This is a genomic window from Kitasatospora sp. NPDC114501, assembly GCF_055633695.1.
Genome location: NZ_JBVKDS010000012.1, coordinates 208,186 through 223,838, shown reverse-complemented (window position 1 = coordinate 223,838; position 15,653 = coordinate 208,186). Strand labels below are relative to the sequence as shown.

Annotated in this window: 10 protein-coding genes; 6 read left to right on the top strand and 4 right to left on the bottom strand. The window is 74.5% G+C overall.

All coding sequences use genetic code 11. The features are described 5' to 3' along the window. Window positions 1–67 precede the first annotated feature (67 nt). Window positions 68–1,495 (top strand): sugar porter family MFS transporter, encoded by a 1,428-nt coding sequence (locus tag ACZ7RU_RS23440; RefSeq protein ID WP_470342974.1) that lies wholly within the window; start codon window positions 68–70, stop codon window positions 1,493–1,495. A gap of 192 nt (window positions 1,496–1,687) precedes the next feature. On the opposite strand, the gene ACZ7RU_RS23435 is transcribed toward ACZ7RU_RS23440, so the two are convergent. Continuing rightward, a complete protein-coding gene (locus ACZ7RU_RS23435; RefSeq protein WP_470342886.1) occupies window positions 1,688–2,332 on the bottom strand; it encodes a TetR/AcrR family transcriptional regulator in 645 nt (214 codons plus the stop codon). A gap of 171 nt (window positions 2,333–2,503) precedes the next feature. On the opposite strand from ACZ7RU_RS23435, the gene ACZ7RU_RS23430 reads away from it, so the two are divergent. From ACZ7RU_RS23430 to ACZ7RU_RS23415, 4 genes are all read left to right on the top strand, one after another. Further along, the gene (locus ACZ7RU_RS23430; protein ID WP_470342885.1) at window positions 2,504–3,667 is read left to right on the top strand and encodes an acyl-CoA dehydrogenase family protein; all 1,164 of its coding nucleotides are present in this window, start codon (window positions 2,504–2,506) and stop codon (window positions 3,665–3,667) included. Between the two features lie 50 nt (window positions 3,668–3,717). Continuing rightward, window positions 3,718–4,917, top strand: a complete 1,200-nt coding sequence (locus ACZ7RU_RS23425; protein WP_470342884.1) for a thiolase family protein — start codon at window positions 3,718–3,720, stop codon at window positions 4,915–4,917. A 168-nt stretch (window positions 4,918–5,085) separates the two neighbouring features. Further along, the gene (gene fabG / locus ACZ7RU_RS23420) at window positions 5,086–5,844 is read left to right on the top strand and encodes a 3-oxoacyl-ACP reductase FabG (protein WP_470342883.1); all 759 of its coding nucleotides are present in this window, start codon (window positions 5,086–5,088) and stop codon (window positions 5,842–5,844) included. A 209-nt stretch (window positions 5,845–6,053) separates the two neighbouring features. Continuing rightward, a complete protein-coding gene (locus ACZ7RU_RS23415) occupies window positions 6,054–7,424 on the top strand; it encodes a S53 family peptidase (RefSeq protein ID WP_470342882.1) in 1,371 nt (456 codons plus the stop codon). Between the two features lie 193 nt (window positions 7,425–7,617). Here the strand turns inward: ACZ7RU_RS23415 and ACZ7RU_RS23410 are convergent, their stop codons facing one another. Beyond that, window positions 7,618–9,807: a hypothetical protein gene (locus ACZ7RU_RS23410; RefSeq protein WP_470342881.1), complete on the bottom strand. Its 2,190-nt coding sequence runs from the start codon at window positions 9,805–9,807 to the stop codon at window positions 7,618–7,620. Between the two features lie 418 nt (window positions 9,808–10,225). Between ACZ7RU_RS23410 and ACZ7RU_RS23405 the strand changes: the two genes are divergently transcribed. After that, window positions 10,226–10,774 carry an HAD domain-containing protein gene (locus tag ACZ7RU_RS23405; protein WP_470342880.1) on the top strand — a complete coding sequence of 183 codons (549 nt, stop codon included), beginning with the start codon at window positions 10,226–10,228 and terminating at the stop codon, window positions 10,772–10,774. 262 nt (window positions 10,775–11,036) lie between these two features. On the opposite strand, the gene ACZ7RU_RS23400 is transcribed toward ACZ7RU_RS23405, so the two are convergent. Further along, window positions 11,037–15,161: a LysM peptidoglycan-binding domain-containing protein gene (locus ACZ7RU_RS23400; RefSeq protein ID WP_470342879.1), complete on the bottom strand. Its 4,125-nt coding sequence runs from the start codon at window positions 15,159–15,161 to the stop codon at window positions 11,037–11,039. Further along, window positions 15,161–15,610, bottom strand: a complete 450-nt coding sequence (locus ACZ7RU_RS23395; RefSeq protein WP_470342878.1) for a hypothetical protein — start codon at window positions 15,608–15,610, stop codon at window positions 15,161–15,163. The genes ACZ7RU_RS23400 and ACZ7RU_RS23395 overlap by 1 nt, the downstream gene beginning before the upstream one ends. Window positions 15,611–15,653: the final 43 nt, after the last annotated feature.

The window sequence follows — 15,653 nt, the reverse complement described above, 5'->3', positions numbered from 1 at the left end:
ACAAGACTTAAACGAATAGGGGTTACGATCTCGGCTACCGAGCTCAGCGTTGAGTACCAGGAGTCAGATCGTGAGCGTCACCCAGAAGCCCTCCGGGGCGGTCGAGGCCCCCGCGCCCGGCCGCCTCGGCTTCGTCGTCTTCATCACCGCGGCAGCGGCCCTCGGCGGCTTCCTGTTCGGCTATGACAGCTCCGTGATCAACGGAGCCGTCTCCGGGATCCAGGAGAAGTTCGGCGTCGGCAGCGGCGTGACCGGCCTGATCGTCTCCTCGGCCCTGCTGGGGTCGGCGATCGGGGCCGCGTTGGCCGGACGGTTCGCGGACCGGTACGGCCGCATCAAGGTCATGAAGGCGGGCGCGCTGCTGTTCGCGGTCAGCGCGGTCGGCTCGATGCTGCCGTTCTCCGCCTGGGACCTCGCCCTGTGGCGCGTCCTCGGCGGCGCGGCCATCGGCATCGCGTCGGTGATCGCCCCGACCTACATCGCCGAGGTCGCGCCCACCAAGTACCGGGGCCGGCTGGCCTCCTTCCAGCAGGCCGCGATCGTCCTCGGAATCGCGATATCCCAGCTGGTCAACTGGGTGCTGGCGCAGGCGGCCGGCGGTGAGACCCGCGGCCACCTGCTCGGCCTGGAGGCCTGGCAGTGGATGCTCGGCATCTGCGTCATCCCGGCCGCGGTCTACTTCGTGCTCTCCTCGGTCATCCCCGAGTCCCCGCGCTACCTGATCCAGGCCGAGCGCCTGGACGACGCCCGCAAGGTGCTCGCCGAGGTCGAGGCCGAGGGCGTGGACGCCGACACCCGGATCGCCGAGATCCAGTCGCTCATCGCCTCCGACCACCGCCCGCGCTTCCGCGACCTGCTCGGCGGCCGGTTCGGCCTGCTCCCGATCGTCTGGGTCGGCATCGGCCTGTCGGTCTTCCAGCAGCTGGTCGGCATCAACGTGATCTTCTACTACTCGTCGATCCTGTGGCAGTCGGTCGGCATCGACCAGAGCAACTCGCTGCTGATCAGCTTCGTCGGCTCGGTGATCAACATCCTCGGCACGGTGATCGCGATCGTGCTGGTCGACCGGATCGGCCGCAAGCCGCTCGCCCTGATCGGCTCGGCCGGCATGGCGGTCGCGCTCGGCACCGCGGGCTGGGCCTTCTCCTCGGCCACCGGCAGCGGGGACAACCTCACCCTGCCCGACTTCCAGGGCACCGTCGCGCTGGTCGCCGCCAACGCCTTCGTGCTGTTCTTCGCGCTCTCCTGGGGCGTGGTCGTCTGGGTGATGCTCGGCGAGATGTTCCCGAACCGGATCCGCGCCGCCGCGCTCTCCGTCGCCGCCTCCGCGCAGTGGATCGCGAACTGGGCGATCACCGTCTCGTTCCCGTCCATGTCGCACTGGAACCTGTCGGCGACCTACCTGATCTACGCCGCCTTCGCGGCGCTGTCCATCCTCTTCGTGGCGAAGTTCATGAAGGAGACCAAGGGCGTCCGGCTGGAGGACATGGGCTGATCCGCCCGTCGGACTTCCCGGCCCCCGCACTCCGGCGCGACCAGCGCGCGGGTGCGGGGGCCGAATCGTTTCCGCAGAGAATTCCGGCGGGCCGGGGAGGGTCGGCGGGCCGGGGCGGTTCGGCGGGTCAGAGCGTTGCGGCGGGTCAGCCGGGCAGGGCGTTTCGGCCGGCCAGGGCCGCCGGGCGGCGCTTCACGGCCGCTCGGCGAGTCGGGCGTAGCGCAGGGCGAGCCCGTCCAGCAGCGCCTCCAGCCCGGTCTCGAACGCGCCCTCGTCCACCGCTCCCCGGTGACCGGCCAGCCGGTGCGCCTCGCCGAGGTGCGGGTAGTCGGCCGCGTCGTAGACCTCGGCGTCCGCCGGGAACCCGGCCGCGAAGGAGGCGAGCGCCGAGCCGGTGACGAAGTAGCGCATCAGCGCGCCGATCCTGGTCGCCTGGCCGCGCGGCCAGCCGGACTCGACCAGGTGGCCGAAGACCGCGTCGGCCAGCCGCAGCGCGTTCGGCCGCCGCCCGGGGCCCTGGGCCAGTACCGGGACGATGTTGGGGTGGGCGGCCAGCGCGGCGCGGTAGGAGCGGGCCCAGTCGCGCAGCGCCTGCGGCCAGGGAGGCCCGGCGGTCCCGAACATCGACAGGTCCACTTCGCCGATGACGCTGTCCACCACCGCGTCCAACAGGTCGTCCTTGGTGGCGAAGTGGTTGTAGAGCGAGGGCCCGCTGACCGACAGCTCGGTGGCGAGGCGGCGGGTGGACAGGGCGTCCAGTCCCTCGTCGTCGATCAGTCGCAGCGCGGCGGCGACGATGCGCTCGCGGCTGAGCAGCGGGGTGCGTGGACGGGCCATCGCGGCGGGTGCCTCCGGTTCCTCCGGTCGGGTGTGCTGGCGACCGATTCTGGCAGGTGCCCCTTCCCAGCGCGGGCCGGGCGGGGCTACAGTCCCCCCATAAAACTTGCAGCGCTAGTTTAACGGGCCCGGATCCGACGCCGGGCCCGGACACCGGATTCGGGAGCCGCCGTGAACCTGGAGTTGTCCGAGGAGCAGAGCGCCGTCCGGGACCTCGCCGCCTCCTTCGCCGACCGCGAGATCGTGCCGTACGCCGCCGAGTGGGACCGCGCCGAGTCCGTCGACCGCGCGATCATCGGCAAGCTGGCGAAGGTCGGCTTCCTCGGGCTGACCATCCCGGAGGAGTACGGCGGCAGCGGCGGCGACCACCTCGCGTACTGCCTCGTCCTGGAGGAGCTCGGGCGCGGCGACTCGGCCGTGCGCGGGATCGTCTCGGTCTCGCTCGGCCTGGTCGGCAAGTCGGTCAACGCCTTCGGCACCGAGGAGCAGAAGAGGCACTGGCTGCCCCGGCTCACCTCGGGCCAGGCGCTCGCCTGCTTCGCGCTCACCGAGCCGGGCACCGGCTCCGACGCCGCCAACCTCACCACCCGGGCCGTCCGGGACGGCGACGACTGGCTGATCAGCGGCGCCAAGACGTTCATCACCAACGGCACCTGGGCCGACGTCGCCCTGGTCTTCGCCCGCACCGGCGGCGACGAGCCCGACCAGCGGGGCCACCGGGGCATCACCGCCTTCCTCGTGCCCACCGACCTGCCCGGCTTCACCCGCACCGAGATCCACGGCAAGCTCGGCCTGCGCGGCCAGGCCACCGCCGGGCTCTCCTTCGAGGACGTCCGGGTGCCGGACAGCGCCCGGCTCGGCGAGGTCGGCAAGGGGTTCACGGTGGCGATGGCCGCGCTGGCCAAGGGCCGGATGTCGGTGGCGGCCGGCTGCGTCGGCATCGCCCGCGCCTGCCTGGAGGCCGCCGTCCGCTACGCGGGCGAGCGCGAGCAGTTCGGCAAGCCGATCGCCTCGCACCAGCTCGTCCAGGAGCTGCTGGCCGGCATCGCCGTGGACGTCGAGGCGGCCCGGCTGCTCACCTGGAAGGTCGCCGACCACATCGAGCGCGGCCTGCCGTTCGCCACCGAGTCCTCCGTCGCCAAGCTGTACGCCAGCGAGGCCGCCGTCCGGGCCGCCAACAACGCGCTCCAGGTCTTCGGCGGCTACGGGTTCATCGACGAGTACCCGGTCGGCAAGTACCTGCGCGACGCGCGGGTGATGACCCTCTACGAGGGCACCAGCCAGATCCACCAACTGCTCATCGGACGTGCCCTCACCGGCGTCAGCGCCTTCTGACCCCGCCACGAGCACGCCCGGCCCCGCCACCCGACAAGGAGCCCGACGACGTGCGTCCCGTCTACTTCGCCGCCGCCCGCCGCACACCCATCGGCCGGCTGCGCGGTGCGCTCGCCACGGTCCGCCCGGACGACCTCTCGGCCACCGTGCTGCGCGCCCTGCTCGCCGACGTACCCGCGCTCGACCCGGCCCGGATCGACGACGTCTACTGGGGCGCCGCCAACCAGGCCGGTGAGGACAACCGCAACGCCGCCCGGATGGCCGTGCTGCTGGCCGGCCTGCCGGAGACCGTCCCCGGGGCCACCGTCAACCGGCTCTGCGCCTCCGGCCTGGAGGCCGTCACCCTGGCCGCCCGGGCCATCGGCTCCGGCGAGGCGGAGGTGGTCCTGGCCGGCGGCTGCGAGTCGATGACCCGCGCCCCCTTCGTCCTGCCCCGCCCCGACGAGGCGCTGCCGCACCGGATGGAGACCTTCGACACCCGGCTCGGCTGGCGGCTCACCAACCCGCGGATGGCCGAACTGCACGGCGTGCTCAGCATGGGCGAGACCGCCGAGGAGGTGGCCACCCGGTACGGCATCGGCCGCGAGCGCCAGGACGCCTTCGCGCTGCGCAGCCACCAGCGGGCCGGCGCCGCCCGCAAGGACGGGCACTTCGACGCCGAACTCGTCACGGTCGAGCGGCCGGACGGGGTGACGGTGAGCCTGGACGAGGGCATCCGCGAGGACACCAGCCTGGCGAAGCTCGCCGGCCTCAAGCCGGTGTTCCGGCCCGGGGGCACCGTCACCGCCGGGAACGCCTCGCCGATGAACGACGGCGCGGCCGGGCTGCTCCTGGTCAGCGAGGAGGCGCTGCGCGACCTCGGGCTCCAGCCGCTCGGCCGGTACGTGGCCGGCGCCTCGGCGGGGGTGCACCCGGACGTCATGGGCATCGGCCCGGTGCCGGCCACGGCGAAGGTGCTCGCACGGGCCGGCTGGTCGCTCGCCGACCTGGACACCGCCGAGCTGAACGAGGCCTTCGCCGCCCAGGCGCTCGCCTCCGCCGACGGCATCGGGTTCAGCCCGGAGCAGGCCGAGGAGGTGGTCAACCCCAGCGGCGGCGCGATCGCGCTCGGCCACCCCCTGGGCGGCTCCGGTGCCCGCATCCTCACCACCCTGCTGCACCGGATGCGCCGTACCGGCGCCCGGCGCGGTCTGGCCACCATGTGCGTGGGTGTGGGGCAGGGTGCGGCCGTGCTGGTCGAGAACCTCTGACCACCGGCGGGCGACGGTGACGGGTGACAGCGGACGACGAACAGATAACAGATGATGAAATCTGTCAGCTGTTATCTGTCATCCGTCATCTGTTCGCTGTCGGCTGTCGGCTGTGATCCGCCGCTCGCCCCGTCGCCAGTTGATCCAAACTTTTTCCAAGGAGTTCACATGAAGCGGTTCGCGGGGAAGGTCGCCGTGGTGACCGGCGCGGCGCAGGGAATCGGGGCGGCCACCGCCCGTCTGCTGGCCGAGGAGGGTGCGGCGGTCGCCGTCGTCGACCTCACCGCCGAGCGGGCGGCCGGGACGGTCGCCGAGATCACCGCCAAGGGCGGCACCGCCCGGGCGTACGGCTGCGACGTGGCCGACTACGACGCCGTGGAGGCGGTGTTCGCGCAGGTCTCGACGGACCTCGGCGGGGTGCACATCCTGGTCAACAACGCCGGGATCACCCGGGACAACCTGTTCTTCAGGATGCCGAAGTCCGACTGGGACGCGGTGCTGACGGTCAACCTGACCAGCGCGTACAACTGCAGCCACGTGGCACAGAAGTACATGGTGGCGCAGAAGTACGGGAAGATCGTCTCACTCAGCTCGCGCTCCGCCCTCGGCAACCGGGGCCAGGCCAACTATGCGGCCGCGAAGGCCGGCATCCAGGGCCTCACCGCGACCCTGGCGATCGAGCTCGGGCCGTTCAACATCAACGTCAACGCCGTCGCGCCCGGGTACATCGCCACCGCGATGACCGCGGCCACCGCCGAGCGGGTCGGCAGCAGCGCCGAGGAGCACCAGGCCGAGGTCGCCGCCCGGACGCCGCTGCGCCGGGTCGGGCAGCCGGAGGAGGTCGCCTCGGTCGTCGTCTTCCTGGCCAGCGAGGAGGCGTCCTACGTCAGCGGGCAGACACTGTACGTCAACGGCGGGGCCCGCTAGACATTTCCCTGACACATCGTCAGCAGGTCGTCCCAGGTGGGCGGTTACCTTCCCCTGGGACGACCTTTACCTTTTCGCGTGGCCGAGCCTGACCATAACCATGATCATGTGACCCCACCAAATGACTATGGCATGATCATGCGGCTCTCGATGGGATGGCCGGACCGACCCGACCGAACCAGGTCGGGCCCTGCGCCCCAAGGAGCCCCATGGGCAGCCCCGCCACCCTCCGCCGCGCCCTGGCCCTGCTCGCCGTGGGGGCCACCGCCCTCACGGCCGGCACCGTCGCCGTTCCGGCCGCCGGCACCGCGATCGCCGCCCCCGCGCACGACCTCGCGGGCGTCCACGTCCGCCCCGCCTCCTTCGGGCACCACAACGCCCAGGGCCGCGTCGCCCCGTTGAGCACGGCCCAGTGCGTCAGCCAGCTCGGCATCCACTGCTACTCGCCGCTCCAGTACCGGACCGCCTACAACCTGGACCCGCTGTACCAGGAGGGCATCACCGGCAAGGGCCGCACGATCGTCATCGTCGACTCCTTCGGCTCGCCGACCATCCAGCACGACCTGGAGGTCTTCGACAAGCAGTGGGGCATCCCGGACACCAACGTCGAGGTGGTCAAGTGGGGCAACGTCCCCGACTTCGACCCGAAGAACCCCGACCACACCGGCTGGGCCGGCGAGACCACCCTGGACGTCGAGTACGCCCACGCGGTCGCCCCCGACGCGCACATCATCCTGGTCGAGACCGGCGTCGCCGAGACCGAGGGCACCACCGGCCTGCCCGAGATGATGGACGCCGAGAAGAGCCTCATCAAGCAGGGCCGGGCCGACGTCATCTCGCAGAGCTTCGGCGCCACCGAGAACACCTTCCCGGGCTTCGACAAGGGCGACTTCAAGTCGCTCACCGACCTGCGGTACGCCTTCCAGGCCGCCGCCGACCACAACGTGACCGTGCTCGCCGCCTCCGGCGACAACGGCGCCACCGACGCCAAGGAGAACGGCACCGACCTGTACCCGTACAAGGTCAACTCCTGGCCGTCCTCGGACCCGCTGGTCACCTCCATCGGCGGCACCCAGCTCACCCTGGACGACGCCGGCAACCGCAGCGCCCCCGACAAGGTGTGGCACGACAAGTCCGGCGCCGGCGGCGGTGGCGTCTCGGGCGTCTTCGAGCGCCCGTGGTACCAGGCCGGCGTCGCCAACGTCACCGGCAACCACCGCGGCACCCCGGACATCAGCATGAGCGCGGCCGTGGACGGCGCCGCCTGGACCTACGAGTCCTACGACCCGACCTCGGTCGGCTGGCACCTCACCGGCGGCACCAGCGAGGCCACCCCGCTGTTCTCGGGCGTCGTCGCGCTCGCCGACCAGCTCGCCGGCCACCGCCTCGGCCAGCTCAACTGGCGCCTGTACGGGCTGAACCTGCTGCCCGGCAAGTGGAGCGGCATCGTGGACGTGAAGCAGGGTGACAACAGCTGGGAAGGTGTCACCGGCTACAACGCCACCGAGGGCTACGACCTCGCCAGTGGCCTGGGCACCATCGACGGGGCGAAGTTCGTGCACGCGGTCGCCGGTCGCTGAGACGGGCGGGCCGCCGGGGCGGCGGGTCGCCGAATCGTGGGTGACAGGTAACCGCTAACAGCGAACAGCTGACAGATTTCGAAATCTGTCAGCTGTTCGCTGTTTTCTGTCTGCTGTCAGCTGTTCGCCGTCTGCTGTTCGCGTCCGACCGTCAGCCGTCAGCCGCCGGCCGTCAACGGTCAGCTGTCGGCGGTCAACTGGTGGCGGCCAGCTGGGCGAGGTAGCGCTCGGCGGCGCGGAGCTTGCGGCCGTCGGGGCCCGGGAGGTAGGCGCGCAGCTCGATGATCTCGGGGGCGATCCGGATGGCCTCCGCGCGATCGCCGATCGCGCGCCAGCAGGCCTCGGCGTTGGTGGCCGCCCGCTGGGTCTCCGGGTGGTCCGGGCCCTGCGAGCGGAGCAGCGTCAGCGCGACCTCACGGTAGATGTCCGCGGCCTCGGCCGACCGGCCCGCGAGCCGGCAGACGTGCGCCCGGACCTGCCGGACCTGCAACACCGGCTCGGAGACGGCCCCGTGCTCGGCGATCGCCTCCAGCTCGAGGGCGAAGGCCAGGTCGGTGGCAGCGGCGTGGTCCCCGGCCTCGGCGCTGCGGACGATCCGTCCGATGACCTCGCGGTAGTCCGCCCGGGGCCGACCGGCCGCAGCGGCCTCATCGGCCGGTGGCTCGGCGGAGGTGCCGGTCGGGGCGTCGGTCGGCGCGGGCGACGCGTCGGTGGGCGCCTCGTCGGCCGGGAGTTCACCCTGCGACACGGCATCGGTCGGCACCTCGTCGGCAGGCACCTCGTCAGCAGGCGTCTCGTCGGCCGGAACGACGTCGGCGGGCTCCTCGGCCGCCGGGTCCTCGGTGGCCGGTGCCTCGGTGGCCGGTGCCTCGTCGGTCGGCCGTTCGTCGGTCGGCGACTCCTCGGCGGGAGTCGCCTCGCCGGTCGGCTCCTCGGCGGGCACCTCGTCCGCCGGCACGTCCTCCACCGGGACCGCGTCCGTGGCCTCCTCCGCGACCTCGGGAACCTCCACAGCCTCCGGCCCCTCCTCCACGACCTCCTCGGGCGCGTCCTCGCTCGCCGCCTCGACCGCCTCCTCGGCAGCCAGGGCCGCCGCCTCCACCTCGGCTTCGGCGGCCACCACGGCCTCCTCCTGCGGGAGTTCGGGCTCGGCGAGGGCGTCGTCCGCCGGCGCCGGCCGCGACTTGAGGAGCGTGACGCCCGCCGGGCGCGCGCTGTCCTCGGGCACGGCGTCGGCCGGGGCGGGCTTGCGCAGGATCACGCCCTGCGCCTCGACGGTGCCGCCCGCCTTCACGAGGCTGACCGGGCGGGTCGGACGCGGCGGAGTGGGCGGCACACCCGGCTTGACCAGGCTGACCGGACCGCCCGTGGTCACCGAGGACCCGGCGGTCCCGGCGGCCTCGGAGGACCACACGGGCACCCCGGCCGGGTCCGGCACCGGCCGCTCGGGGACGGCGTCCCGTGGCTCCGTCGTACGCGGCAGCGGCGGCACCGGAGGCGGCACCTCGGTCGGCAGTCCCTCGCCGCGACGGGCGGTGTTGCGGAAGACCGGGCGGTCCGGGGCGTGCGTGGCCAGGATGACCACGTCCGGCCGCAGCACCGAGTACACCTGCTGCCGCAGCTGCTCGGGCGCGAGCACCTCGCCCGCACCGGGCCGGCCGCCGTGCAGCGCCTCGATCAGGGCGCGGGTGAAGGTGCCGATCTGCTCCGGGTCCGGGCTGACCACCGCCCACAGCGGGATGCCCTCGCTGAGCGGCGAGACGGTGCCCTGGAGGTACGGCCAGGCGTTCTGGTCGGCGCTCAGGTCGGCGATGACGAGGGTCTGCCACTCGGCCGGACGGTGGCTCAGCTCGGCGGCGACGGCCTGCCAGGGGAGGCCGTCCTGCTTGGCGTCGCGCAGGGTCAGCTGGAGCTGCCCGCCGCGCTTGTCGGCGACGACGTGGCCGCCCAGGTGGATCAGCAGCGGTCCGGGGTGCCGGGACGCGGCGCGCAGGTGGGCGAGGACGGTGTGCGGGTCACCGGCACCGGGGAGGTGGACGGCGTCCACCGCCTCCGCGGCGAGCAGCACCTGCGGCGAGACGGCGGCGAGCATCGCCGAAAGGACCGGCGCCTGGGTCGGTCCGCCACGGCCCCAGGTACGGCGGCCGGAGTTGCCGTACCCGCCCTCGATCACCAGGATCCGTCCGCGCGGCGCGGCACCGAGCCCGCCCGCTCCGACCACGGAGGCGGCCGGCGCCGCGCTCTGGACCGGGAACGGTGGCGGGGTGGCCGCGGACGCGGCCCCGGCGGCGGGCAGCCCGGTGAGGGTCCATCCGGTGGGAGGAACGGGCGGCGCGACCGGGGGCGCGGGCGGCGACGTGGGCGCCTGCCCGACCGGCGGCATGCCGCCCTGCGCTCCCCCTTGCGCGCCCGACCCGGAAGCCGGCGCGGCACTCGACACGGAAGCGACACCCGGCACGGGAGCGGGAGCGGCCGGAGGCGCCGGCGGCGGCTCGTACAGCGCGGCGGGCCCGGGCGGGTGCTCCTCGGCCGGGAGGCGCGGGGGCGGCGGTACGGCGTCCCAGGGACCCGAGTCCGCCGCCGGGTCGGGACCTCCGGAAACCGCTGTCGTCTCCGTCATCTCCTGGTCACCGCCCCGCCCCGCCGCTCCCGCGGCGTCTGATGCCCTTGACTGCGTGGTGCCTGCCACCACACTCCGTGCGCGCCACCCTACGAGATCCCGGCTCACCCGTTCCAGGCCGGGTGGCCGATCGGCGCCCCACGCGCCCCACCCGCTCCGCCCGGCCCGCTAAGGTGCCGCTGTGACCGACACCGGCCGCCCCTTGCTGTTCCTGGACGTGGACGGCCCGCTGATCCCGTTCGGCGACCCGCCTCCGGGCGGCTACCCCACCTTCCGCAGCCCGTACCTTCCACCCGGAGCGGCACCGGGCGGGAATCCCCTGATCGCCCGATCGGACCCGGAGTTGGGGCCTCGGCTGCTGAGCCTGCCGGCCGAGCCGGTGTGGGCCACCACCTGGCTGGAGGACGCCAACGAGTGCCTCGCGCCCTGGCTCGGCCTGCCCCGACTACCCGTCGTGGACTGGCCGGTGGACACCCGGGACACCCCGTACGCCCCGGACACCACAAGCGTGGGAGCCGAGCCGCACGGTCTGCACTGGAAGACCCGAACACTGGTCGAATGGGCAGGCGGGCGCCCGTTCGCCTGGGTGGACGACGAGATCTCCGACGTCGACCGCCGCTGGGTCGCCGCCCACTCCCCCGCCCGCGCCCTGCTCCACCGGGTGGACCCCCGACGGGGGCTCACCGAGGCGGACTTCACCGCCCTGGAGGCCTGGCTGCGAACGGTCTGACCGGCCACCGCACCCCGCCACCCGGCACCCGCCGTCCAGCGCCCGGCAGCCACCCGACCCGCCGACCGCATCCGTACGGAACGCCCCCACGACCGCCACATCCGCCACCGGCCCGACAACCCCACCGGACCCACCAGTCCCGCCGCCCTTGCCAACCGCGTCAGCCCGCCGGTCCCGTCATCCCCTCAGCCCGTCGACTCAGCCCGTCGACGCGACGGCCCGGCCACCCCCATGGGAGCGGCGGGGCCGTCGCCGATCCGCGTCAGGAGCCCGCGAGCAGGTCCCGCAGCAGGGCGACCGTGTCCGCGTCCAGGTCCCGGCCGGTGCGCCGGCTGAGCGCGTCCAAGCGGTTGACGGCGCGCAGGAGTTGGTCCCGGGCGCCGGCCGAGGCGTAGGCGTAGAAGAGGTCCCGGTGCAGCAGTTCGACGTCCGGGGCGACGGCGAGGCCGCGGAAGACGGCGGCCTCGGCGCTGCGGTGGTCGCCGTACTGCAGGCGGCGGGCGGCCAATTCGTGGGCCGTGTCGACGATCGCCGCGATCATGTCCTGCCGCTCGGCCTCCGCCCAGCCGTACGAGGCCGGCGGGGCCTCGGCGAACGGCGCGCCGCGCACCAGGGCCAGGGCGTGGGCGAGGGCCGCGTCGGCGGTGGCACTGGTGCTGCGCATGCCGCGCCGGTAGAGGCTGCGGAACTCGTCCCAGTCGCAGGTGACCGCCGGGGCGAAGGAGTAGCCCTCGGTGCCCTCGGTGGGCAGGAAGGCCCGGCCCTCGGCCGAGGTACCGAACCAGGCGGCCAGATCGGCGAGTTTGGCGGGCAGCGGACTCTTGGCGTCCGCCGAGGTGGGGTGCGGGTCGAGGTGCGCGGCGCCGGGGTGCAGGTCGTGGTCGAGCGCGAGGTGGTCGGAACCTGGCCTCAGCGCCAGGTAGACGGCCAGCTCGGTGAGCCGGGGCAGCGCGCCGGGATCGGCGGTGCCGAGGACCCCCGCGACGTCGACCGGGCCGAGCAGCCGGATCCGGGGGGCGTTGCGCTGGGCGTGCGCCTCCGGGGAGCGGAGGATGGCGAGCAGGTCGTCGCTGTCGCTGCGCCCGGTCGCGGTCCGGGTGCCCGAGGTGACCGGGGCGACCGCGGCGGGGCCGGGCTCGACGACGGGCTCTGGCTCCTCCACAGCGACGGCGTCCGCGGTCTCCGCAGTCTTCGCGGTTCGGGTGGAACCCTCGGTCCCGACGGCCTCCGCGGCCCCGGCCGGCCCGGTCCCGAGGGCGCCGGCGGACGCGGGAGCGGCCTCCGCGACGGGCTCGACGGACGGTTCCGCCTTCTCGACCGTCGTCGACCCCGCCGACTCCTCCCCCACCGGCTCCGCCACGACGGGCTGCGGCGCAACAGGCTGCGGCACGACCGGCTGGACGGCGAGTACGACCGTCGCCGTGGACTCCGAGGAGGCGTCCCCCGACTCGTCCGCGCCGTCGTCCTCGCCCTCCGGCAGGCCAGGCCGCCGCAGGTCCCGGGTGGGCTCGTCGGTGGCCGCCTGCCGCCCCTGCCCGTTGACGACGAACCGCGCCGGACCGGCCGGAACCGGAGCCGGCGCGGGCACCGGAGCCGAGGCCGAAGCCGAAGCCGAAGGCGGCAGGGCGGCGGTAGTCGGAGCAGGCGTCACCGGATCGGTGCCCGCGAAGGGGCTGGCCCCGGTGCCGATGACCCGGGCGAGCAGCCGGGGGCCGGCTGCCGATTCCGCACCCTCCTCCGCCCCTCCGGTCAGGGCTCCGGCGACCGGCCTACCACCGACCGGCGTGCCACCGGCCGACGCACCGACGGCCGACGCACCGACGGCCGAGGCGCCGACGGCGACCGAAGCCCCGACGGCGGCCAGCACCGGTACGGCGGCGGGCAGTTCGGTGGTGTCGGTGTCGTCCTCCGGCCCGTCCAGCGTCCAGGCCGGGGCCGGGTGCTGGGTGGTGTCGTCGGCGACCCGCAGCAGTTCGGCGACCTGGTCGTACTGCTGCCCGCTGAGCCGCTGCAACTCGACCGTCAGGTGCAGGCCCGGGATCGCGGCCTGGCCGGAGGTCGGCAGCGTCCAGCGGGCGACCGGGCCGGTCCCGCGCTCGGGGGCGCGGGTGACGACGGCGACGCAGGTGCGCGGCCGGGCGTCGAGCAGGCGTCCGAGCTCGGCCGGGACGTCCCCGCCGGGCTGGTGGGCGCAGAGCACGATCTCGGGCGTCCAGGACTCGTCGGCCTGGCCCCGGCTGCGGGCCTCGCGCGGGCTGGTGGCCTCGGCGGCGACCAGGGTGGCGCGGGCCTTGGCGGTGCGCGGGCCGAGGGCGGCGAGCGCGGCCTCCAGGGTGGGGTGGCGGTGCACGCGTTCGGCGGCCGGACCGCTGATCGGCACCTCCTCGGCGAGGTCCACCAGGTGCAGGTGGAGCCGGTCGGCGAGCGGGCTGTGGGCCAGTTCGACGGCGAGGGTGCGCAGCACGTCTCGGGCGTCGTCCGGGTGGCCGGACAGGTGGAGCAGCCGGACGGCCTCCAGGTCGGCGAGGACCACCGAGCCGTCCGGCGAGGTGCCGAGGGTGACCAGCGCGGGGTACGGCGCGGCGGTCTTCCGTGCCTGGGCGGGACTGAGCAGGTCGCCCGAGTCGGCGCTGCACCACCACACGTTGGCGGCGTGCGCGGCGCGGAACGGCGCGATCGGGGTGGCCGGGCCGGACAGGTGCAGTTCGACGGTCTGGCCCTGGGTGATCCGGGCGGCGACGATGGCGGGCAGCCGCTTGCCGCCTCGCACGGTGTTGCGGGCCAGGGTGCGCAGGGCCCGGTCCAGCAGGTCCAGTCCGGCCTGGTCCTGCCGGGCCATCAGCTCGTTCTCGAAGGCGGCGGCCTCGGCGCCGGGCATCGCGATACGGTGCCGGGGGCGGCGGGCGCGCTGCTGGGTGCCGCGCTTGTGGGCGACGGTACCGACCATGACGGCGGCGAGCAGCACGCCGACGGTGGAGGCGGAGAGGGCGACGGTGTAGTCGTCGCCGGGAGCCTGGTCGGCGTGCGCGGCGGGGGCGGGCACGTGGGCCGGCGCGCGGGTGGGCGCGGGCGCCGGGGCCGACTGCGGTGCGCCCTGCGAGGGAGCACCCGGAGCGGGCGCCGGAGCCTGATCGGCCGGAGCGGGCGCCGGAGCCGGAGCCTGGTCGGCGGGCGCAGGCGCAGGCGCGGGTGCGGGTGCGGGTGCGGGAGCCTGGTCGGCCGGCGCCGGAGCGGCACCCGCCGCCCCCGGCACCGCGAGCACCATCCCCGGCACCACCACGTCCGGGTCCGTCAGCCGCTCCCCGTCCGGGGCCTGCACCCCCTTGTTCGCCTCGAACAGCTGCGGCCACTGCTCCCCGTCGCCCAACTCCCGCTGGGCGATGGCCGACAGGCTGTCCCCGGCCTGGACGGTGACGGTCCGCTGCCCGCCGGAACCACCCGCGTCGCCCGTACCGCCGGTACCGCCCGCGCCACCAGCCCCGCCGGGCTCGGAACCGGTCTGCGGCGCCCCCTGCGGCGCGCCCTGCGCCGCGTCCCCCGAGGGGGCCGGGGCGGGCGCCGGAGTCATCGCCTCGTCCGGCTTGGCGTCCGCCGGCATCAGCAGCTCCCAGCCGGGCTGGATCGGCCGCTCCGCGTCGAAGCGGACGCCCGAATCGCCCATCACCCGGCCCTCGTTGAGCTTGGCGATCTCCACCCAGCGTTCCCCCGAGCCGAGTTGGCGCTCGGCGATGGACCAGAGGCTGTCGGCCGGACGGGCGTCCCGCACCGTGTAGGTGGTCTGCTGCTCGGCGGCCGGGGTCAGGACGGGCGCGGCCGGCGCGGCGGGCAGCGCGGCGCGCTGCACACCCGGCGTCAACTGCGCCTGCACGGCCGGGCTTTGGGCCAGTTCGGGAACGGCCGCGAAGGCCGATCCGGCCACCGGCAGCAGGGCGAGCACCGAGCCGACCAGCCCGGCCGCGAGCCGCTGGCTCCAGCCGAAGGCCGGGATGCGGCGGGCGATCCGGCCGCGCAGCTGGGCGGGGACCTCCAGCAGGACGGAGAGCGCGAAGCAGGCCCAGGCGAGCCAGCCGACCACCACCAGCGCCCACAGGAACAGGCTTCCGTCGTCCGGGCTGGTGAGCGCCTCGCCCACCCCGCCCGAGGCGATCCCGCCCATCCCGGCGACCGCGTCGGTGCCGTACAGCAGCAGCGCGGGGACGCCGAACAGCAGGGCGAGCAGGGTGACCAGCGCGCCGAGCGCGGTGATCACGGCCCGGCCGCGCCCCCGGGGTGGTCGGGGCGCCGGGTTGGCGGGCCCTCGGGCGCCGCCGGCGCGATGGGACGTCCCGGCCCGGCCGGTACGGGCCTGGGCGGTAGGGGCCTGGTCCTTGGCACGTGGCGCGGCCATCAGTCGGTCTCCGCTTTCTCGACTCCGTGGACGAGGGTCGCACTGCCCTTGCCCGTTACCTTCCGTTCCCCGAGGGCGCCCAGCAGGACCGGGCGGTAGTCGGCCTGCACGGTGACGGTGACGACCCTGCCGTCGCCGGAGAACTCGATGCCGCCGGCCCGCAGGCCGTAGAGGCCCAGGTAGGCGTCGGCGGCGTCCCGGACGTACTTCTCCTGGACCTTGAAGCCCGTGCCCTGCAGGACGGCCGCCCGGTCGAGCTGCTGGCCGCCGACCCGTGCGGCCTCCAGGGCGTAGGCGTCGGTCCGCTCGGCGACCCGCAGCCGGCCGCCCGCGTCGATCACCAGCGCGATGACGAGCACGACGTAGGCCGCGCAGATCGCCACGAAGAGGGCCACCGCGCCCCGGTCGGACCTGCGCGCCGACAGCCGTCGCCGCAGAGGGCTCACCACTCCCGTCCCCTCCCCCCACTTCGCACGCTGCTCTCCCCACCGG

Bases quoted from the DNA above. Each gene is read 5' to 3' on its own strand.
- ACZ7RU_RS23435 (WP_470342886.1), bottom strand. From the start codon at position 2,332: ATGGCCCGTCCACGCACCCCGCTGCTCAGCCGCGAGCGCATCGTCGCC.
- fabG (WP_470342883.1), top strand. From the start codon at position 5,086: ATGAAGCGGTTCGCGGGGAAGGTCGCCGTGGTGACCGGCGCGGCGCAG.
- ACZ7RU_RS23415 (WP_470342882.1), top strand. From the start codon at position 6,054: ATGGGCAGCCCCGCCACCCTCCGCCGCGCCCTGGCCCTGCTCGCCGTG.
- ACZ7RU_RS23410 (WP_470342881.1), bottom strand. From the start codon at position 9,807: ATGCCGCCGGTCGGGCAGGCGCCCACGTCGCCGCCCGCGCCCCCGGTC.
- ACZ7RU_RS23400 (WP_470342879.1), bottom strand. From the start codon at position 15,161: ATGGCCGCGCCACGTGCCAAGGACCAGGCCCCTACCGCCCAGGCCCGT.